The organism is Nonomuraea roseola (assembly GCF_039535395.1).
GTDB classification, from domain to species: Bacteria; Actinomycetota; Actinomycetes; order Streptosporangiales; family Streptosporangiaceae; genus Nonomuraea; species Nonomuraea roseola.
On sequence record NZ_BAAAXC010000005.1, the window covers coordinates 179,756 to 199,352 of the forward strand.

Below are 19,597 nucleotides of genomic sequence, written 5' to 3' on the forward strand. Positions count from 1 at the left end.
ACAGCAGCGAGGTAGACATGAAGCAGCGCCACCGGAGGACCCGGATCACGGTTCTCGCCCCAGCGATCGCCCTCGGCGTCGGCGTTCTGGTCGCCGGCCCTGCGCAGGCGGCCGCACCGATCACGAACTGCAGGATGAGCACCGACTCTCTGCAGGACCTGCGGGCGTTGTACCTGGACCAGGTCGAGAGTGAACTCCACGCGCAGATCAACCGGTTCCGTGCCGCGAACGGAGTGCCGAAGCTGGTCTCCGCGACGAGCCTGCAGCGCGCCGCGGCCTGGGCGAGCCATGACAGCGCGGCGCGCGGGCACTCGCCCAAGGATCACGTCGACACGCTGGGCCGCGACATCCCCACGCGGCTGACGCAGTGCGGGGTCACGGGCCTCAGCCGGGTCAGTGAGATCAACTACTACGGGTGGGGCGGTTCGGGCCGGCCCGCCGACGCGATGCACTGGTGGACGGTGGAGTCACCCAAGCTCGGCCTCCGTCACCGCGACATCCTGCTCGACCCCGGCCTGAAGTCGTTCGGTGTCGGGCGGGCGGTCAACGGCGACAAGACTCACTGGACGGTCACGTTCGGCGACAAGGTCATCGGCAAGAGGCTCGGCAAGAGGCCCAGCTGACTCCGGCGGGCATGACGAGAAGGTTCCCGAGCCTCTCCTCAACCCGTCCACGGCTCGGCATCGGCCCGCATGGGACAGCGCCGCACCGCTTGAGTCTCCGGCCACGGGTCGTCGTCATGCTCCGACGGTGACGGAGAAGGACATCCTTCGGTGAAAGCCTGAAGAGCGTGCGCTTGTGGCCGATCAGAACCATGCCGTCTATGAGCGACAGCGCCGGGTATCCAAGAATCACTATCGCAGGACCAAGGGCCTGATGGCGGAGCTGCCATGAGCGACAACCTCATTCGCGCCGCGCTCGACGAGCTGGGCGCCGCGCTTGCGAAGGTGGACGACAGGCTGATCGACGCGGCCTGCCGGGCCATCGCTGACGCGAGAAGGATCGGGGTCTATGGCTGCGGCAGGGAGGCGCTGCAGATCAAGGGCTTCGCGATGCGCCTGTTCCACCTCGGCCTGCCGGTGGGGGTGGTCGGCGACGTGACCATGCCGGCGCTGGGACGCGGCGATGTCCTCCTCGTCACCTCCGGTCCCGGCGAAACATCCACGGTGCTGGCGCTGATGCAGACGGCGAGAGCGGCGGGCACGACAAACCTTCTGCTGACGGCTGAGCCTGCGAGCAGCGCGGCAAGGCTGGCCGACTTCGTGCTCGTGATCCCGGCGCAGACCATGGCCAGCGATCAGGGCGAAGGGCGGGTCTCCGTCCTGCCGATGGGTTCGGTCTACGAGGGCGCGCTGTTCGTGCTGTTCGAGGTGATGGTGTTGAAGCTCAGGAGGCTGACCGGCGCCACGGGCGAGGCGATGCGCGCCAGACACACCAACATGGAGTGAGCAAGCGGCGTCGTCCGCTCCAATTTGCCGCACTCTTCCAGCTCCGCGGGGCTGTCCGCGAAAGCCTGGGACGCACCTCCAGGGGTCTTCATCTGCTCCTCCGGCGTCCGGCTGTAGCGAAAGCTGCTGTTTCCGAGATAACTGGATACCAGGAATTGCGTGCCTGAGCGGATTTGGTGACCATCATGGCGGCCGAGATCGAGGATCCGCGGGGTGATCAGGGCCGCGGGCCGCGCCAGGAGGCACGGTCCGGGGTGGCGGCGGCGGTGGCGCGGCTGGCGGCGTCCGGCGCGCTGAAGCTGACCCCTCCGGCAGTGCTTTCCGTGCTGTCCGCCGGCGCCCTGATCCCGCTGGCCCTGGCGTCTCCGGGCGGGGTGGCGCTGGCAGCTCTCGGCGTGACGGCCGGCGTGGGGACCAACATCCTCAGCGAAATGATCAGCAACGCGGTGGACGCGCTGCGCCGCCGTACCGGCAACGGCGCGCCCGAACCCGGCCAGGTGGAGACCGAGCTTGCGGCGCGGATCGAGCAGATGCTGGAGACCGACACCGCCCGCGCCCGCCGGCTCCGGGTCGAGATCGCCCAGGTGCTGCGCGACATCGACGCAGCCGGAATCGCCTTGGAGGTGGCGATCGACAGCGGGAACCGGGTTCTGCAGACTCAGCTCGCCGTCGCGTTCGACACGCTGAGCACCGAGTTCGCCGAGTTCTCCTTCCTGCTGGCCGGCATCGACCGGGCCGCCGGCCAGATCCAGTACAGCCTGCATCGCCAGGACGCCGAACACCGCCATGACCGTGAACGGATGCGCGAGCAGTCCACCCAGCTGATGCTGATCCGCGAGGAACTGGCCGCGCTCAGGCGTGCTCGTCTGGACGCTGCCGGTGACGAGGCCGACGGCGGGGTCCGGTGGGCGCACGGCAGCCCGTACCGGGGACTGCTCGCTTTCCAGGCCGACCACAGCCACATCTTCTACGGGCGCGAGCAGGCGACTGTCGGCCTGGTGAGCCGGCTGGACGAGCGGCTCTCCGGGCCGGGTGTGGTGCTGGTCACCGGCGCCTCAGGGGTAGGCAAGTCCTCGTTGCTCCGCGCCGGGCTGCTGCCCGCAGTCGCCCGGGGACTGTTGCCGGTGCCGGGCTCTCAGCGGTGGCCGCGCCTGCTGCTCACGCCGACCAGGGCCCCGCTGGACGAACTCGCCGTTCACCTGGCCGCGCTGGGCGGGCCGGACGCGGTCACCGTCCGGCGTGCCCTCGCCGAAGATCCTCGCAACGCCCATCTGATGGTCAGGCAGGCCATGCTGACCTCCGCCGGTCTGGAGCAGGGCCGGGTGGTGATCGTAGTGGACCAGTTCGAGGAGGTCTTCACCCTCGCTGACGAGACCGGCCAGCGTCAGGATTTCATCGCCGCGCTGGCTGCCGCGGCTACCACCCCTGGGCCGGACACTGGGCCTGCCGCGCTGGTCGTCATCGGCGTACGGGCAGATTTCCTTGATCGGTGCGCCGCATATCCGGCACTGGCTGAGGCGATGAGCAACGGGCAGTTCGTCCTCGGCCCGATGGCCAGACCCGAGCTGCTGCGCGTCATCACCGGACCGGCGGCGGCAGCCGGCCTGGAGCTGGAGACCGGCCTGGCCAACGCCGTGCTGGACGAGCTCGGCGCCGCCGCCCGCTTCGGCGACGGAGCGGAGGAGGGCTACACCGCCGGCACGCTGCCGCTGCTGTCCCAGGCGATGCTGGCCACGTGGGAAAACCGTGAAGGCGAGCGGTTGACCATCGGCGGTTACGGCCGCGGCGGTGGAGTCGCCCGGGCGGTCCAGGTCAGCGCGGACGGCGTCTATGACGCGCTGACCTCCGAACGGCGGCTGATCGCCCGTCGGCTGTTCCGCCGGATGACGGTGGTGACCCGCGACGGGCAACTGGCCCGCCGTCGGATCGCCAGGGCCGAGCTGTACGACCAGGGCGATCACACGGGCGACGTGGACGCCGTCCTGGAGGCCTTCGCCGCCAGACGGCTGGTCGTGCTGGGCGATGTGACCGCCGAGATCGCCCATGACTGCCTGCTCCAGGCCTGGCCACGGCTGCGCGGCTGGCTGCAGGAGGATCAGGCGGGGCAGGTGCTGTACAGCCAGCTGCTGGATGACGCCGAGGAGTGGAACCGCAACGGCAAGGATCCGTCGTTCCTTTACCAGGGCACCCGCCTGGACGCGGTTCAGCAGGCCTGGAGCAGGTGGCAGGGCGTTCCCGGACGGTACCCGCCGCTGCACCGGCTCGCCGAGGAGTTCCTCACCGCCGGCGGCCGGGCGGCCGCGCAAGCCCAGGAAACCGCGTCCCGGCGGAGACGCTGGGCGCGGCTCGGCGTCGCGGCGCTGACCGTCCTGACGCTCATCGCCTCCGTCGCCGCCGTGGCCGCCATCAGATCAGCCGAGACCGCAGCCGCCCAACGGCGAACCGCAGAACGGGAACGCGCGCAGGCCCTGTCACGGCAATTCGCCGGAGAAAGCGAAAGAGTGGTGGACACCGACAGCGTCGTCGCCGGCCGGCTGGCAGCCACCGCCTGGGCCTTCTCGCACACCGCCGAAGCCCGGTACGCCATGATCAACGCGTTGATGTCACCCAATCGCGGCGTTCTCGCGGGCCACACCAGCTCGGTCGAGTCGGTGGCGTTCAGTCCTGACGGCCGGATCGTGGCCACCGCCGGCACCGACAAGACGGCCAGGCTGTGGGACGTCGCCACCCACGAACAGATAGGCGCCCCTCTCCCCGGCCACGGAATGATCTTCTCGCTGGCATTCAGCCCCGACGGCACAACCCTGGCCACCGGCGGCGGCGACGACACGGCCCACCTGTGGGACCTCGCCACCCGCGAACAGGTCGTCCTGACCGGTCATACCAAACCCGTCACGTCGGTGGCGTTCAGTCCCGATGGGCGGACCCTGGCGACCGCGAGCACCGACAAGACGGTCCGACTGTGGGACGTCGCCACCCGCGAGCAGATCGGCGCACCCCTCACCGGCCACGCCGGCGTCGTCCACTCGGTGGCGTTCAGTCCCGACGGCAGGACCCTGGCCACCGGCAGCGACCACATCCATCTCTGGGACCTCGCCGGCCGCAGGCGGATCGGTGCACCCCTCACTACTCGCGGATTCGTCCAGACGGTGGCGTTCAGCCCTGATGGCCGGACTCTGGCCACCGGCGGCAGCGACGAGACGGTCTGGTTGTGGGATGTCGCCACGCGCGAACAGGTCGTCCTGGCCCGTCACACCGAACTCATCACGTCGGTGGCGTTCAGTCCCGACGGCAGGACCCTGGCCATCGCCGGCGGCGATTGGACGACCAGGTTGTGGGATGTCGAAAGTCGCGAGCAGATCGGCGCCGCTCTCGTCGGCCACCGCGACATCGTCCGGTCGGTGGCGTTCAGCCCTGACGGCACGAGTCTGGTCACTGCCGGCAGTGACAACACGGCCCGGCTGTGGAGGGCAGGTCGCGCGCAGATCGGCGCCCCCCTCACCGGCCACACCGATGACGTCAGCTCGGTGGCGTTCAGCCCCGATGGGCTGACCCTGGCGACCGCCAGCGACGACGAGACGGCCCGGCTGTGGGACGTCGCCAGTCGGGCGCAGATCGGCGCCTCCCTCATCGGCCGCACCCACCCCGCCACTCCAATGCCCTTCAAACACGTCAAGGTGGCGGCGTTCAGTCCTGACGGCAGGACCCTGGCTACCGCGAGCGCCGACGAGACGGCCCGGCTGTGGAACGTCGCCACCCGCGAACAGATCGGCAGCGACCTCACCGGCCACAGCGGCTTCGTCATGTCGGTGGCGTTCAGCCCCGATGGCAAGAGGCTGATCACTGGCGGTGCCGACGCAACGGTCCGGCTGTGGGATGTCGCCAGCCGCAAGCAGATCGGTGCTCCTCTCACCGGCCACGCCGATACCGTCCACGCGGTGGCGTTCAGTCCCGACGGCAGGACTTTCGCCACCGTCGGCAACGACACAACGGTCCGGCTGTGGGATGTCGCCAGCCGCAAGCAGATCGGCAGCGACCTCACCGGCCACAGCAGCGGCGCCGTGTCGGTGGCGTTCAGCCCCGACGGCAAGACCCTGGCCACGGGCGGCGCCGACGAGACGGTCCGATTGTGGGACCTCGCCGCTCGCAAGCAGATCGGTGCTCCTCTCACCGGCCACGCCGATACCGTTCACTCGGTGGCGTTCAGTCCTGACGGCGGGACCTTGGCCACCTCCAGCGGGGACATGACGGTCCGGTTGTGGGACGTCGCCGTCCGCAAGCAGATCGGTGCTCCTCTCACCGGCCATACCCATGCCGTCCACTCGGTGGCGTTCAGTCCTGACGGCGGGACCTTGGCCACCTCCAGCGGGGACATGACGGTCCGGTTGTGGGATGTCGCCCTGCCCTCGGATCTGGTTTCGGCGACCTGCGCGATGGCGGGCCGATCGCTCAACAGGCAGGAATGGGACCAATACCCGTCAGGCGAGCCGTACCGAAGGATCTGTCCATGACCGCGCGAGCTGGAGCGGACCGTACGGGGCTCGTGCACGGCGGTCCTGCGTTCCTCGGCGTCGCCGTGGTGAGCCGGTTTCTGATGGGGGTCCGATAGTGACGGGGGCTGTTAGGCCCCAGTCTGCTGGAGGCATGGGCCACGCTGTCCGAGGCTGAGCGCTTGAGGTTGGAGAGCTGGGCCAAGCGTCGGATGACGGCGCAGGGCGCCCACCAGCGTGCTGCGGATCTAGCGGACATTCGGCCTGCAGCCGTGGCGCAGCGAGAACTTCAAGATTTCGCCCGACCCGCTGCTGATAGACAAGATCCGGGATGTGGTCGGGTTGTATCTGGCCCCGCCGACCAACGCGGCGGTGTTCGTGGTGGATGAGAAACCCAGGCTGGAACGACAACGCCCGGCCCTTCACATGGACCAAGACCGCCGACCAGATACTGCGACAGGATCTCCGGACCGGCTCTCCTCAGGCGGTGCGTGATCGTGATCGCCTGGAGCCGTCAGGGGGAGGGGCGGACGACCGAGAGTCCCTGCGGGTGCCAGACGGCTCTGCGTGAGCCGGAGAGCTTATGATTCATCAAGCTGCGGTATGCGCGTTCCGGCGGCGGCAGTTGCGGGGCGATCACGGATGACGTTCATGGAGGAGACCATCGACCGTTGGGGCGGCGAGATGGTCGAGCGCTTCTCCGACCTGCCGAGGTGGGGCGCGCCGCGTTCGCCGGCCGCGTGGCCAAGGTCATGATCCGGATCGTCGACGGCGGGAACCGCGCCGAGCGCGCCGTCCGCCGCCGAGCCGTCGTCGCCGCCTCGACGCCACGGATGAGTCCAGGGGTCGCCACGCTTCAGGAGTATCGATGAACGAGTCGCGAATCACCGGCTATCTGGACAGGCTCGGCGTGGCTCGGCCCGCGGCGCCGGACGCGCAGAGCCTGCGGGTCCTGCAACTCGCGCATCTGAAGGCCGTGCCGTTCGAGAATCTGAGCATCCATCTCGGCGAGCCGATCTCGCTCGAGTCCGAGGCGCTCTTCGACAAGATCGTCGAGCGCCGCCGCGGTGGCTTCTGCTACGAGTTGAACGGGTTGTTCGCCGAGTTGCTGGCCGCCCTCGGCTACCGGGTGACGCTGCTGGCCGCACGGGTCTTCAAGGGCAGTCGACCGGGCCCGCTGTTCGACCACCTGGCGCTGCGCGTCGATCTTGACGAGCCGTGGCTGGTCGACGTCGGCTTCGGGGATTTCGCCGACGGGCCGCTGCGCCTCGACGAGCGCGCGGAGCAGAAGGACGACGCCGGTGTGGTTCAGATCGGGCCCGCTCCCAGTGGCCACGGGGACCTCGACGTCGTGCACAACGGCGACCAGGCTTACCGGCTGACCGCCCGGCCGTACGAGCTGGCGGACTTCGTCCCGATGTGCTGGTGGCAGGCGACCTCTCCGAAGTCGCACTTCACCAGATCGCCGGTCTGCTCGATGCGCACGGGCGAGGGCCGGATCACGATCAGCGGAAGGAAGCTGATCCACACCGCGTCAGGCGAGCGCACCGAACGCGTGCTGCAGGAAGGCGACCTCCTTCCCGCCTACGCCGACCACTTCGCGATCACGCTCGACCGCCTTCCCTCCATGGGAAGATGAACTCGAATGGTTCAGTTCCTGGCCGGAGCTCGTTTGCGGGCACGGCCCAGCAACGTGTCGAGCGCCCATATCCCTGGACCCAGCACCGCGATCAGCAGGAACGACCAGGAGTAGACGGCGGCCAGTTCGCCCTCGTTCTGCAGCGGCCACAGGGCTTTCGGCTGATGGACGACGAAGTACGCGTAGGCCATCTCACCCGAGCAGACCAACGCCGCGATTCGAGTGGCGAGGCCGAGAAGGACGAGACCTCCTCCGACGAACTCGATGATGCCCGCGTACCACTGTGGCCAGACGCCGACGGGGACCGCCTCGCCGCCGAGCACGCCGAACAGCTTGGCTGCGCCGTGGCAGGCGAAGAGCAGTCCGACGACGATGCGGAATATCGACAGGACGTACGGCCTGGCCGTCTCTAGGAAGTTCATGATGGCTCTCCTCTTCAGGGTGGCCCTGCCCGTTCGGAGAGAAGTGCTCTGACAGTCAAAAGGACATTTGCCTGGCATTTGACCGACCCGCGAGAACTCGGCGGGGTACCTCTTCGACCCCCAACCGCGCGCCTGTGGGGAACGTGGACCTTCAGGCCGGCGGTGTGCTCTCGCTCGCGCAGGCGGTTCACCACGCGGCGGATTCCGCCGGCTGCGTGAAGCGCTGCCGTCAATGCATGGGAGGGGACCCGAGTGTGTCGGCGAAAGCGGTCACCGCGGCGATGAACTCGCGAGGTTTGTCGTCGTGGATGACATGCCTGGCGTCGATCCGGCGGTAAACGGTCTGAGGGACGAGCTCACGTACCCTGCGGGCGTCGTCATCGTCCATGGCGCCGACGAGTCCGTACCTCTCGTACCGGTTCCAGTTGGCGTGCAACAGCAGGACGGGGGCGGTCGTCGTCCGTAGGGCGGCCTCGTGCGAGAAGTCTCCGTAGAAGCGGCCGTCGACGAACGCCCTGGCGAAGTCGGGGTCGAACATCGACGCCGCCCGGATCGGCTCGTCCAGCGACCGTGGGAGCCACCGAACGCCGAGACCGGCCGGGCGGCCGGGGTGCTGCCGCCGGTGACGGGTCACCAGGCGGTCGAGGAAGTCGATGAAGCGATCCGGCATCCGGACGGTCCTGGTCTCGGAGACGGGGATCTCCTGGCGAAGGATGTCGGCCACACGCCGATGATCGAGGTCACCGAGCACCTGTACGGCGTGAGCGAGGCTGCTGTGGACCCAGCGGTCCCGGTCACGGAAGCGCGGCAGCTCGGCCGAGAAGATCGGCGGGTCCTCCAGGACGATCGCCGCGACCTGTTCCGGGACACGGGCGGCACACCACAGGGCGAGGACGCCGCCGGAGGAGTTCCCGCTGACGATCGCGGGTCTCCCGACGACCTGCCGCAGGAGGTGCGCCACGTCCGTGCCCGCGGAGTCCCATGAGTAGTCCCCTGGCGTCCAGGAGGAGTTCCCGTGCCCTCGGACATCGATGGCGTACACCGTGAACCGACGCGCGAGCTTCGGCATGACCAGGCGGTAACTGCTCCACAAGCTCATCTGGCCGGGGACGAGGAGCAGGGGCACGCCCACTTCGGGGCCGCGGACGTAGCTGATGAGCACGCCGTCGAACTCGGCGAACTCCTGGCGGAAGCCGGCCCTGGCCAGCTCGGACGGCAACGGTTCACGCCGCCCCTCGAAGGGGTTGCGGTAACCGGTCACCGGTCATTCTCCTGGCCGGGATCGGTGGGCGCCTCCTCCTGCACGGCGAGGACACCCGTCGCGAAGTTCCGGAACCTCTCGTTGTCGACCAGCGCGATGCCCTGCTTGCGGTCCACGAGCACGAGAAGGGTGTCGCCCGGTTGGAGGCCGAGCAGGTCGCGCGCATCCTTCGGGATGACGATCTGCCCCTTCTCGCCGATCTTCACGGTACCCACGATGTAACGGCCGTCCGGCCCCTCGATCATCTTCCCTGCCATGCGCTCCGCCCTCTCGGTGTGCTTGGTAGAACTTTACCTACTTATCCTACTTTTCGCACTTACGGCCTGCGGTCCCGCGCCGGCCCTTGCCCGATGGGGTTCACGACCAGAGGCCCCGCCTGGGGCGCGGCGCAGACTTCGTCGAGGAACGAGCATCGGCGCGATCGGCTGTCGTCACGGGCATCGCGCGGCCCGTCAAGGATCAACGCGACACCCACTGGACCTCCACCACGCGGCGGTGCCCTGCAACCCGGAATGTAACGTTCGGTCGGGGATGGGTAGCTTTACCCCGTGGGATCCGCAACCCTCGTCCCCCAGACGCGCACGATGGAGCTTTCCGCCGACGACGCGTGGACGACCCTCAAGCAGTACGGCATGCGCCGCCTCGCCCATGACTCGTTCGTGCGTTTCCGCTACGGCGACGGCATGAGCCATTCGCGTGCCCTGGCCTTCCAGCTGTGCCTGTCGATCATCCCCGGCACGATCGCGCTGGTCGGCCTCGCCTCCGTGGCCCATCAGGAGCACCTCGGCCAGGTGCTGCAGCAGGCGCTGAGCAACCTGGCCCCTGGCGAGGGCGGGGCGGCGGTGCTCGAGGTCCTCAACCAGGGTGCGCGCACCCGCGACGCGGTGGCGCTCTGGCTCGGCCTCGGCACCGCGCTGGCCTCGCTGACCAGCACGATGGCCCAGGTCGAGCGGGGCGCCAACCGCATCTACGGGATGGAGCGCGACCGGCCCTTCCACCGCAAGTACGGCAGGGCGATCGTCCTGGCGCTGACCGCCGGAGCCCTCATGGTGGCCGGGTTCGTCGCCATGGTCGGCGGCGCGGCCATCGGCGACGCGCTGGCGAGCGTGTACCACTGGGGTCCGGGCCTGCGCGGCGCCTTCGACCTGACGCGCTGGCCCGTCGGCTTCCTGCTGGCGCTCGCCTCGACCTCGGTGCTGTTCCGCGCCGCGCCCAGGCGCAGACAGCCCGGCCATACCTGGCTGGCGTTCGGGGCGCTGGTGACGCTGGCGTTGTGGATGACCTTCACGATGGGCCTGGCCCTCTACACCGGCACGAGCGGCACCTTCGGCAGCACGTACGGCCCGCTGACCGCGGTCATGGCGCTGCTGCTGTGGTCGTTCCTCAGCTCGATCGCCCTGTTCCTCGGTCTGGCCTTCGCCGCCCAGTTGGAAAGCTGCCGGGCCGGTTGCGTGGAGCCCGCCCTGCCCGACAAGGGCCCGACTGCCCAGGAGGAGCGCGAGCCGCTGGTCGGCGCGGTCGGCTCCGCCGCCATCGCCGCCGGCCGCCGCCTCATCCGGCTGACCCATCGCGGCGGTCCACCACTCCCACGCGACGGCGAGCCCGGCCGCCCGGAAGCCTGAGCGTTCGGGACGCTCCAGTCCGATTCCGGCGAAGAAGGCCAAGCCGATGGTGCAGGCGGTCCGTGTCAAGCAGGGCGAGCTCCTCCGGGCTGATCCGGCCGTCCAGTGGGTGGTTCAGGACCGGGTCCGGTCGCGTGGCTGCTTCGCCGACCTGGAACGGGATGGGCGGGCGGCGGACCCCGTACGGCCTCCCTGACAGGACCGCCACACGCCGGAAGCGGACCACACCAGAGGGGGCGACACAGAGCCACCGGAATAATCCGTTGCCTGTCGGTGCTCATGTCCGGCACTATGACGCTCATGTTCCGCCACGCTCACCTGACGACGCCCGCAGCCGCGGGCGCGTTCGAGCGTGCCTTCGACGGCCTGGAGCGCTGACCTCTTCCCGTAAGTCCTGATGTGACCCGGCGGGGGGAGGTTGACAGACCCGCACACGGGTCACACCACATCTCAGGCGTCAAGGGAAGGAACCATGGCCAAGCAGGCCTATGTGCGCAACAAGCCGCACCTCAACATCGGCACGATGGGCCACGTCGACCACGGCAAGACCACGCTGACCGCCGCGATCACCAAGGTGCTCGCCGCGCGGGGCGGGGCGACGTACACGCCGTTCGAGCGGATCGACCGCACGCCCGAGGAGGCGCAGCGGGGCATCACGATCAACATCTCGCACGTCGAGTACGAGACGGCCACCCGTCACTACGCGCACGTCGACATGCCAGGTCACGCCGACTACGTGAAGAACATGATCACGGGGGCGGCGCAGCTCGACGGGGCGATCCTGGTCGTCTCCGCGCAGGACGGCATCATGCCGCAGACCCGCGAGCACGTGCTGCTCGCCAAGCGGGTCGGGGTCGAGCACCTGGTCGTCGCGCTGAACAAGGCCGACGGCGCCGACCTCGAGCTGGCCGACCTGGTCGAGCTGGAGCTGGGCGAGCTGCTGGCCGAGCACGGCTACCACGACGTGCCCATGGTCCGGGTCTCAGGGCTGCGCGCGCTCGAGGGTGACCTCGAGTGGACGGCCTCCATCGAGGCGCTGCTCCGGGCGGTCGACGAGCACATTCCGGTGCCGGTCCGCTACGTCGACGCGCCGTTCCTGCTCCCGGTGGAGAACGTGCTCACCGTCACGGGACGCGGCACGGTCGCCACCGGAGCGATCGAGCGCGGCGTCGTCAAGCTCGGCGACACCGTCGAGGTGGTCGGGTTCGGCGAGACGTTCACCGCGGTGGTGACCGGGGTGGAGACGTTCGGCCGGACCATGGAGCGGGGCGAGGCCGGGGACAACGCCGCGGTGCTCCTGCGCGGGGTACGGCGCGAGCAGGTACGCCGCGGCATGGTCCTGGCCACGCCCGGCTCGCAGACCGCCCACCGGCGGCTCACGGCCAGGATCTACCTGCTCACGGAGGCTGAGGGCGGGCGGCGCAAGCCGATCGTCAACGGCTACCGGCCACAGTTCTACCTCCGCACGACCGACGTGCCCGGCCAGATCGTCATCGACGCGCCGGCCGAGCCGGGAGACACGGTCGAGGCGGTCGTGGAACTGGGCAGGGCGGTGGCCCTGGAGCCCGGGCTGGGCTTCGCGATCCGTGAAGGAGGGTTGACGGTCGGCGCGGGCACGGTGTCGGCCGTCCTGGACTAGCCACGTCCGCGACAGCCGGGTCCCTTCGGGGCCCGGCTGTCCGCACGTGGAAGCCGGCCCCGACCCCTCCTCGTCGCCCCGTACAACGAAGCGGTCCGGCTTTTGTGCGGACGGCCGAAGATGCCCCATGATCACTGGCCTACCGTTCGACCATGTCCCGCCTCTCGCTGACCGACCTGTACCGCATCGCCGTACCGGGAGACCCACAGCTGCGTCCCGACGGCGCGGCCGTCGCCTACACGGTGACCACCGCGGACAAGGACTCCGACGAGAACCGGTCGGAGATCTGGCTGGCCGCGCCCGGCGCCGAGCCCCGCCGTCTCACCAGCGGCCCACACGACCTGGCGCCCCGCTGGTCGCCCGACGGCCGCACGCTCGCGTTCCTGCGCCCCGTGGACGGCAGGCCGCAGCTGCACCTGCTGCCCATGGACGGCGGCGAGCCGCGAGCGCTCACCGGCGCCGCGGCGGGCCCCGCGGTCTGGTCGCCGGACGGCAGCCGTCTGGCCTTCACCGCCCCCCACGGCGAGCCCGACCCGAACGCGCCGGTCGTCGCCGACACCCTGGAGTACAAGGCCGACGGACCAGGGCTGCTGCGCGGCCTGCGCACCCACGTGTTCGTCGTCGAGGTCGCCACGGGGCAGCGCGCCCAGCTCACCGACGGCGACTTCCACGCGGGCCCGCCGTCCTGGTCGCCCGACGGGCAGCAGCTGGCCTTCGTCACCAGCATGGAGGAGGACAGGGACCTCACCCCCGCGGGCGCGGTCTACGTCGTCGGGCTGGAGGGAGCCGAACCCAAGCGGCTGACCGAGCCGGACGTCATATGCGCGGGCGTCTGGTGGCTCGGCGAGCGCCTGGTGGTCGCGGGCTTCAAGGGCGACCCCACCGGCCACACCAGGCTGTTCACCCTCGAGGCCGGCGGCCTGTCCGAGGTCGAGACGGGCCTGGACCGCAACGTCATGCTCGGCCACTCCGGCTACCCGGGCGCGCCTCCCGTCCTGCTCGGCGACGAGCTGCTGTTCTGCGCCCGCGACGGCGGTCTCACCCACCTGTACGGCGCGCCGGGCCGTACGAAGGTCGGCGGCGAGCACAGCGTCAGCGGCGTCAGCGTCGCAGGCGCTCGCCTCGCCTACGTGGCCGCCACCCCCTCCAGCCCCGGCGACATCTACCTCGACGGCGAGCGGCTCACCGACCACACGCTGCCGGACCTCGAGCTCTTCCCGCTGGAGCGGCGCCTGTTCACCGCCCCCGACGGCACCCCCGTCGAGGGCTTCCTGCTGCGCGACCCCGAGCGGACGGGCGCGGGCCCGCTCCTGCTCGACGTACACGGCGGCCCGCACAACGCGTGGTCGCCGGTCTTCGACGGCGTCCACCTCTACCACCAGGTGCTCGCCGCCCGCGGCTGGAGCGTGCTCACCCTCAACCCGCGCGGCAGCGACGGCTACGGCGAGGCGTTCTACACCGCCGCGGTCGGCTCATGGGGCCTGTCCGACGCGGACGACCTCCTCGCGCCGATCGACGCGCTCGTGGCCGAGGGCGTCGCCGATCCCGACCGTCTCGCCGTCACCGGCTACAGCTACGGCGGCTACATGGCCTGCTGGCTGTCGGCCACCGACGGCAGGTTCAAGGCGGCCGTTCCCGGCGGCTGCGTCAGCGACCTGACCAGCGTGTCGGGCACCTCGGACGCGGGCTACTTCATGAAGATGTTCGAATGCTGCGGCGACCTCGCCGCGCAGTCGCCGCTCACCCACGTCGCCGCCGTGAGCGCCCCCACCCTCCTCCTGCACGGCGAGCGCGACGACCGCTGCCCCGTCGGGCAGGCCGAGCAGTGGTTCTCCGCACTCCGGGAGCGCGGCGTGCCCGCCCGCCTGGTCAGGTACCCGGGCGCGAGCCACCTGTTCATCATCGAAGGCCGTCCGTCCCACCGTCTCGACTACAACGAAAGGATCGTCGCGTGGCTGGAGCAATGGGTGATCGGCTCGGAGAGCTGATCAGCGAATACGACGTCCCTGGCGCCGCACTGGCCTACCTCCATCAGGGCGAGCTGCACGAGAGCGCCGCCGGCGTGCTCAACACGCGCACCGGCGCGAAGGCGAGCCCCGACTCTCTGTTCCAGATCGGCTCGGTCACCAAGGTCTGGACCGCCACCCAGATCATGCTGCTGGCCGAGCAGGGCCTGCTCACCCTCGACACGCCCGTCGCCGAGCTCCTGCCCGAGTTCAGGGTCGCCGACCCCGAGGTCACCAGGACGGTCACCGTCCGGCACCTGCTGACCCACACCTCGGGCATCGACGGCGACCTGTTCCTCGACACCGGACGCGGTGACGACTGCGTCGAGCGTTACGTCGAGGCCTGCGCCGAGCTGGCGCAGAACCACCCGCTGGGCGTCACGCAGTCCTACTGCAACTCCGGCTTCATCATCGCGGGACGCCTGGTCGAACGGATGACGGGCCAGGTGTGGGACCAGGCGCTGCGCGAGCAGATCATCGAACCGCTCGGCCTCACCCATACCTGGACCCTGCCCGAGGACGTGCTGCGCTTCGGCGCGGCCGTCGGCCACGTCGACGGCGAGCCGGCCCCCGCCTGGGGCCTGATGCGCTCCTGCGGCCCGGCCGGCCTGATCAACGCCCGCCCCGCCGACGTGGTCGCCTTCGCCCGCGCCCACCTCGAGGGCGGCCTGCTCAAGGATCCGAGGGCCATGTGGGAGCCGCAGGTCGAGCTCCCCAACCCGCACACCCTCGGCAGGCACTGGGGCCTCGGCTGGATCCTCGACGAGTGGGACGGCCACCGCGTCGTCTCCCACGGCGGCAACACCATCGGCCAGTCCGCGATGCTGTGGATGCTGCCCGACACCGGCACGATCGCGTGCGCCGTGGTCAACGGCGGCCACAGCGCCGCCTTCATGCACGCCCTGTCCACCGAGCTGTTCCGCGACCTCGACGGCGTGGCCGTGCCACCGGTGCTGGGACCGCCCGAGCAGCCCGTGGAGGTGGACGGGAGCCGCTTCGCCGGCGTGTACGAGCGGGTCGGCGCGCGGATCACGATCGCCGAGCGAGACGGCGGCCTCTCGCTGACCATGGAGTCGACCGGCGCTCTGAAGGTCCTGGACGAGCCGGTCGCCTTCGGCCTGACCGCCGTGGACGAGGTCACCTTCGTCGGCCGCATGCCGGGAGACCCGCAATGGCTGTCGGCGGTCTTCTACGAGCTGGCCGACGGCTCACCGTACGTCCACCTGGGCGCCCGGGCCACCCCCAAGATCTCCTGAGGAGCGCGACATGGACCTGCAGAAGCGTCTCGACGAGGCCGCCCGCCGCCACGACGTGCCGGGAGCCTCCGTCGCGGTGTGGACGGGCACCGAGCTCGTCGAGGCCGCCACCGGCGTGCTCAACAGGAACACGGGCGTGGAGACCACCACCGACAGCCTGTTCCAGGTCGGCTCCACGACCAAGATCTGGACCTCCGCCCTGGTGATGCGCCTGGTCGAGGAGGGGCTGGTCGATCTCGACACGCCGGTGCGCAAGTACCTGCCCGAGTTCGCCGTGGCCGACCCCGAGGTGAGCGAGACGGTGACGGTCAGGCACCTGCTCACCCACACCAGCGGCATCGTCGGCGACCTGTTCGAGGACACCGGCCGCGGCGACGACAGCCTCGACCGCTACATCGAGTTCCTGCACGGCGCGGGCCAGGCGCACGCTCCAGGAGAGCTGTTCTCCTACTGCAACTCCGGCTTCGTCGTGCTCGGCGCCCTGGCGGCCAGGTTCGGCGGCGGCACCTGGGAGCAGGCCATGCGCGAGCGGCTGCTGGACCCGCTCGGAGTCACGCACGTGGGCCTGCTGCCGGAGGAGGCGATCCTGTTCCGCGCCTCGGCGGGGCATGTCGGGCCTGACAACGCGGTGAACCCCCACTGGCAGATGCCGCGCTCCAACGCTCCCGCCGGATCGACGATGTGCCTGGCCCCGCGCGAGCTGGTCCGCTTCGGCAGGATGTTCCTCAACGGCGGCGAGGGCGTGCTCAAGGCCGAGACCGTCGCCGCGATGACCACCCCTCAGGTGGACGTGCCAGGCGTCCGCGGTCTGATGGCCGACCGGTGGGGGCTCGGCTTCGAGCTGTTCGACTGGGGCGCGCCCGTCATCGGCCACGACGGCGGCACGATCGGGCAGAGCACGTTCTGGCGCATCATCCCGGGCAGCGGCGTCACGATCGCGATGAGCGGCAACGGCGGCGGCTTCCTCGGCCTGATCAGCGACCTGGCCCTGCCGGTCATCCGCGAGCTGACCGGGCTGCCCGTCCCCGCCCTGCCCGTCCCGCCTGAGCGGCCCGAGGGGGTCGACGCGGCGCCGTACACCGGCACCTACAGCGCACCGTCCGCCGTCCTGGAGGTGGCGGCGGCCGACGGCGGCCTCGACGTCACCACCATCCCCGGCGAGTTCATGGTCAAGGCGGGCGCCCAGCGGGCGACCGAGAGGTACGTGCACCTGTCGGGCCAGACGTTCATCAAGGCGGAGGCCGAGGGAGGAGGTCACATGACGATCACCTTCGTGCTCCAGGACGGCAGGGCCGCCTACCTGCACAACGGCAGGGCGGTGCCGCGTGCGTGAGCTGTTCGAGGCCGCGGGCGTGGAGGGCTTCCTGCACGCCCGCGAGGTCGACGGAGCGAAGGAGGTGTGCCATGGGGCCGACGACCCCGTGGTGCTCGCCTCCGTCTTCAAGATCCCGGTCGTCCTGGAGTACGCCCGCCAGGCCGCCGACGGCCTGCTCTCCAGGACCGAGCGGCTGCCGCTGACCATGGAGCACCGCGACGGCGGCATCGGCACCTCCGGCTGCGCCGACGAGATCGAGCTGTCGCTGCGCGACCTGGCGCACTTCATGATGTCGATGAGCGACAACGCCGCCACCGACGCGCTGCTGGAGAGGGTGGGGGTGGAGCGGGTCAACGCCACCCTCGCCGAGCTCGGGCTGAAGAACACGCGCCTGGTCGGCGACTGCCGCGTGCTGCTCGACTCCGTGCTCACCGAGATGGGCGCGGGCACGTGGGAGGAGCTGGAGCAGGCCGATCCCGAGACGCTGCGCACGCTGTCGGTGCTCGACCCCGTCAGGACCTCGGCCTCCACCCCGCGTGAGACCACCACGCTGCTGACGAGGATCTGGCGTGACGAGGCGGGACCCGCCGAGGCGTGCGCCGAGGTCAGGCAGATCATGGGCAGGCAGATCTGGCCGCACAGGCTGTCGTCGGGCTTCGGCGACGAGGTGCGGGTGTCGGGAAAGACCGGCACGATCTTCGGCATCCGCAACGAGGCGGGCGTCGTGGAGTACCCCGACGGCGGCCGCTACGCCGTCGCGGTCTACCTCAGGCCGCGCTCGCTCGGCTACCGCCTGCCCGCCGCGGACGCCGTGATCGGCGCGGCGGCCCGCAGGGCGGTCGACGAGCTGCGCGGCTGATGTCGGGTTTCGTCCATTATCGTGAGGAGATGACGACCCGGCCGAGGGCCAGTCTGCGTCGCATCCTCGACGACCTGGGCAGCACCGTGCTCGATGTGGCCGCCTCCCCCGGCGGTCTCGACACCGAGGTCACGGGCGTGCACATCTACGACCCCCTCGACGAGCTGATGCTGCCCTCTGGCGGCATCCTGCTCGGCGTGGGGGTCGAAGGCGCCGAGCACATCTGCGACCTGCTCGAGGCCGCGAAGGCGGGCTCGGGCCTCGTGGTCAAGCAGCCCGTGGCGGTGGACGAGCGGGTGCGCGCCAAGGTGCTGGAGACCGGGGTCGCCCTTCTCGGCCTCACCCGCGCCGCCTCCTGGTCGCAGGTGGCGGCGCTGCTGCGTTCACTGCTGGCCGAGGGTGACCTCACCGAGGCGGGACAGAGCCCGCCCGACGATCTGTTCTCACTGGCGAACGCGCTGTGCGCACTGCTGGACGCGCCCATCACCATCGAGGACCGCTCCTCGCGGGTGCTGGCCTTCTCCGGCCGCCAGGACGAGGCCGACCCCGGCAGGATCGCGACCGTGCTGGGCAGGCAGGTGCCCGAGACCTACCAGCGGATGCTCGACGAGCAGGGCTGGTTCCGCAAGATCTACCAGAACCCCGGCCCCGTCTACATCCCCCTGACCGAGAGCCTGCCCCGCGTGGCCATCGCGGTCAGGTCGGGCGACGAGATCCTCGGCTCCATCTGGGCGGCGGTCCGCGAGCCGCTCAGCAAGCAGCGCGAGTGGGCGCTGATCGACGCCGCCAAGATCGTCGCGCTGCACCTGCTGCGCCAGCGCGTGGGCGCCGACACCCGCAGACGGCTGCAGGCCGACCTGCTGTCCACCGTCCTGGAGGGCGGCAAGGACGCGGCCGAGGCGGCGGGCAGGCTCGGCGTCGCCAGCGAGCGGCTGTGCGTTCTGGCCGCCCAGCTGGCCGACGACCAGATCGACGCGGCCCAGTCCGAGTCGAGCAGGCAGCGCTTCTGCGACGCCCTTGCCCTGCACGTCGGCGCCATCCACCCGAAGGCGGCGGCCGCGCTCGTCGGCTCGGTCGCCTACGCCGTCCTGCCGATGCACGCCAGCGGGGAGGAGGAGGCCCGCGCGGTGCGGGTGGCGCAGAGCTTCCTGTCCAGGGTCGGCCCCCGCCACAACGCCAACATCGGTGTGGGCAGGCTGGCCGCCGACCTGGGCGAGGTCGCCAGGTCGAGGGCCGACGCCGACAGGTCGCTGCGCGTGCTGCGCTCCAGGGGGGTCTCGGGCCAGGTGGCCGGGTACAGCGACGTCCACTTCGAGGCGCTGCTGCTGCGCCTCGGCGACCTCGCGGCCGCGGAGGAGCAGACACCGACGGGCCCCTACCAGCGCCTGCTGCGCTACGACGCCGAGCACGGCACCGAACTGGCCGCCACGCTCGGCGCCTACCTCGACAGCTTCGGCGACGTCAACGCCGCGGCGGCCGCCGTCCACGTGCACTCCAACACCTTCAGGTACCGCCTGCGCAGGCTGACCGAGATCAGTGGCCTCGACCTGGCCGATCCCGAGGCCAGGCTGGCGGCCATGCTCATGATGCGGATCTTCGGACGGCGGCACTAGCCCGGCGGTTCCTTTCGTCGCGGCGCA

The 19,597-nt window shown here is 70.4% G+C and carries 14 protein-coding genes and 1 pseudogene; 12 read left to right on the plus strand and 3 right to left on the minus strand.

Features of this window, described 5'->3' with window-relative positions:
* Positions 1–17 precede the first annotated feature (17 nt).
* From ABFX55_RS02700 to ABFX55_RS02720, 5 genes and pseudogenes are all read left to right on the plus strand, one after another.
* A complete protein-coding gene (locus ABFX55_RS02700) occupies positions 18–623 on the plus strand; it encodes a CAP domain-containing protein (RefSeq protein ID WP_346117256.1) in 606 nt (201 codons plus the stop codon).
* Between the two features lie 267 nt (positions 624–890).
* Complete coding sequence (locus ABFX55_RS02705; RefSeq protein WP_346117258.1) at positions 891–1,448, plus strand: SIS domain-containing protein; 558 nt, start codon at positions 891–893, stop codon at positions 1,446–1,448.
* A gap of 185 nt (positions 1,449–1,633) precedes the next feature.
* A complete protein-coding gene (locus ABFX55_RS02710; RefSeq protein WP_346117260.1) occupies positions 1,634–5,959 on the plus strand; it encodes an nSTAND1 domain-containing NTPase in 4,326 nt (1,441 codons plus the stop codon).
* Between the two features lie 231 nt (positions 5,960–6,190).
* Positions 6,191–6,367 (plus strand): annotated as a pseudogene (locus ABFX55_RS02715) (IS630 family transposase); the annotation flags it as partial.
* Positions 6,368–6,806: 439 nt separating this feature from the next.
* Complete coding sequence (locus tag ABFX55_RS02720; protein ID WP_346117262.1) at positions 6,807–7,577, plus strand: arylamine N-acetyltransferase family protein; 771 nt, start codon at positions 6,807–6,809, stop codon at positions 7,575–7,577.
* Positions 7,578–7,588: 11 nt separating this feature from the next.
* Here the strand turns inward: ABFX55_RS02720 and ABFX55_RS02725 are convergent, their stop codons facing one another.
* The 3 genes from ABFX55_RS02725 to ABFX55_RS02735 all read right to left on the minus strand — a co-directional run bounded on the left by ABFX55_RS02725 (position 7,589) and on the right by ABFX55_RS02735 (position 9,517).
* On the minus strand, positions 7,589–7,999 hold the full coding sequence (locus ABFX55_RS02725; protein ID WP_346117264.1) for a DoxX family protein: 411 nt from the start codon (positions 7,997–7,999) through the stop codon (positions 7,589–7,591).
* A 229-nt stretch (positions 8,000–8,228) separates the two neighbouring features.
* Complete coding sequence (locus ABFX55_RS02730; protein WP_346117266.1) at positions 8,229–9,260, minus strand: alpha/beta fold hydrolase; 1,032 nt, start codon at positions 9,258–9,260, stop codon at positions 8,229–8,231.
* Positions 9,257–9,517, minus strand: a complete 261-nt coding sequence (locus tag ABFX55_RS02735) for an AbrB/MazE/SpoVT family DNA-binding domain-containing protein (RefSeq protein WP_346117268.1) — start codon at positions 9,515–9,517, stop codon at positions 9,257–9,259. The genes ABFX55_RS02730 and ABFX55_RS02735 overlap by 4 nt, the downstream gene beginning before the upstream one ends.
* Positions 9,518–9,808: 291 nt before the next feature.
* On the opposite strand from ABFX55_RS02735, the gene ABFX55_RS02740 reads away from it, so the two are divergent.
* The 7 genes from ABFX55_RS02740 (at position 9,809) to ABFX55_RS02770 (ending at position 19,570) form a co-directional block, all read left to right on the plus strand.
* Positions 9,809–10,882: a YihY/virulence factor BrkB family protein gene (locus tag ABFX55_RS02740; RefSeq protein ID WP_346117270.1), complete on the plus strand. Its 1,074-nt coding sequence runs from the start codon at positions 9,809–9,811 to the stop codon at positions 10,880–10,882.
* Between the two features lie 472 nt (positions 10,883–11,354).
* Positions 11,355–12,521 carry an elongation factor Tu gene (tuf, locus tag ABFX55_RS02745; protein WP_346117272.1) on the plus strand — a complete coding sequence of 389 codons (1,167 nt, stop codon included), beginning with the start codon at positions 11,355–11,357 and terminating at the stop codon, positions 12,519–12,521.
* Positions 12,522–12,673: 152 nt separating this feature from the next.
* The gene (locus ABFX55_RS02750; RefSeq protein ID WP_346117274.1) at positions 12,674–14,509 is read left to right on the plus strand and encodes a S9 family peptidase; all 1,836 of its coding nucleotides are present in this window, start codon (positions 12,674–12,676) and stop codon (positions 14,507–14,509) included.
* The gene (locus ABFX55_RS02755) at positions 14,473–15,783 is read left to right on the plus strand and encodes a serine hydrolase domain-containing protein (RefSeq protein ID WP_346117276.1); all 1,311 of its coding nucleotides are present in this window, start codon (positions 14,473–14,475) and stop codon (positions 15,781–15,783) included. The genes ABFX55_RS02750 and ABFX55_RS02755 overlap by 37 nt, the downstream gene beginning before the upstream one ends.
* A 10-nt stretch (positions 15,784–15,793) precedes the next feature.
* Positions 15,794–17,116 carry a serine hydrolase domain-containing protein gene (locus ABFX55_RS02760; RefSeq protein WP_346117278.1) on the plus strand — a complete coding sequence of 441 codons (1,323 nt, stop codon included), beginning with the start codon at positions 15,794–15,796 and terminating at the stop codon, positions 17,114–17,116.
* Complete coding sequence (locus ABFX55_RS02765; RefSeq protein WP_346117280.1) at positions 17,109–17,957, plus strand: serine hydrolase; 849 nt, start codon at positions 17,109–17,111, stop codon at positions 17,955–17,957. Before ABFX55_RS02760 ends, ABFX55_RS02765 begins: the two co-directional genes overlap by 8 nt.
* Positions 17,958–17,986: 29 nt before the next feature.
* A complete protein-coding gene (locus tag ABFX55_RS02770; RefSeq protein WP_346117282.1) occupies positions 17,987–19,570 on the plus strand; it encodes a PucR family transcriptional regulator in 1,584 nt (527 codons plus the stop codon).
* Positions 19,571–19,597: the final 27 nt, after the last annotated feature.

What these genes read in the sequence shown, in the direction of transcription:
- ABFX55_RS02705 (WP_346117258.1), top strand. Translation starts at nt 891, where the DNA reads ATGAGCGACAACCTCATTCGCGCCGCGCTCGACGAGCTGGGCGCCGCG.
- tuf (WP_346117272.1), top strand. Translation starts at nt 11,355, where the DNA reads ATGGCCAAGCAGGCCTATGTGCGCAACAAGCCGCACCTCAACATCGGC.
- ABFX55_RS02700 (WP_346117256.1), top strand. Translation starts at nt 18, where the DNA reads ATGAAGCAGCGCCACCGGAGGACCCGGATCACGGTTCTCGCCCCAGCG.
- ABFX55_RS02720 (WP_346117262.1), top strand. Translation starts at nt 6,807, where the DNA reads ATGAACGAGTCGCGAATCACCGGCTATCTGGACAGGCTCGGCGTGGCT.
- ABFX55_RS02770 (WP_346117282.1), top strand. Translation starts at nt 17,987, where the DNA reads ATGACGACCCGGCCGAGGGCCAGTCTGCGTCGCATCCTCGACGACCTG.
- ABFX55_RS02725 (WP_346117264.1), bottom strand. Translation starts at nt 7,999, where the DNA reads ATGAACTTCCTAGAGACGGCCAGGCCGTACGTCCTGTCGATATTCCGC.
- ABFX55_RS02760 (WP_346117278.1), top strand. Translation starts at nt 15,794, where the DNA reads ATGGACCTGCAGAAGCGTCTCGACGAGGCCGCCCGCCGCCACGACGTG.
- ABFX55_RS02750 (WP_346117274.1), top strand. Translation starts at nt 12,674, where the DNA reads ATGTCCCGCCTCTCGCTGACCGACCTGTACCGCATCGCCGTACCGGGA.
- ABFX55_RS02735 (WP_346117268.1), bottom strand. Translation starts at nt 9,517, where the DNA reads ATGGCAGGGAAGATGATCGAGGGGCCGGACGGCCGTTACATCGTGGGT.
- ABFX55_RS02710 (WP_346117260.1), top strand. Translation starts at nt 1,634, where the DNA reads ATGGCGGCCGAGATCGAGGATCCGCGGGGTGATCAGGGCCGCGGGCCG.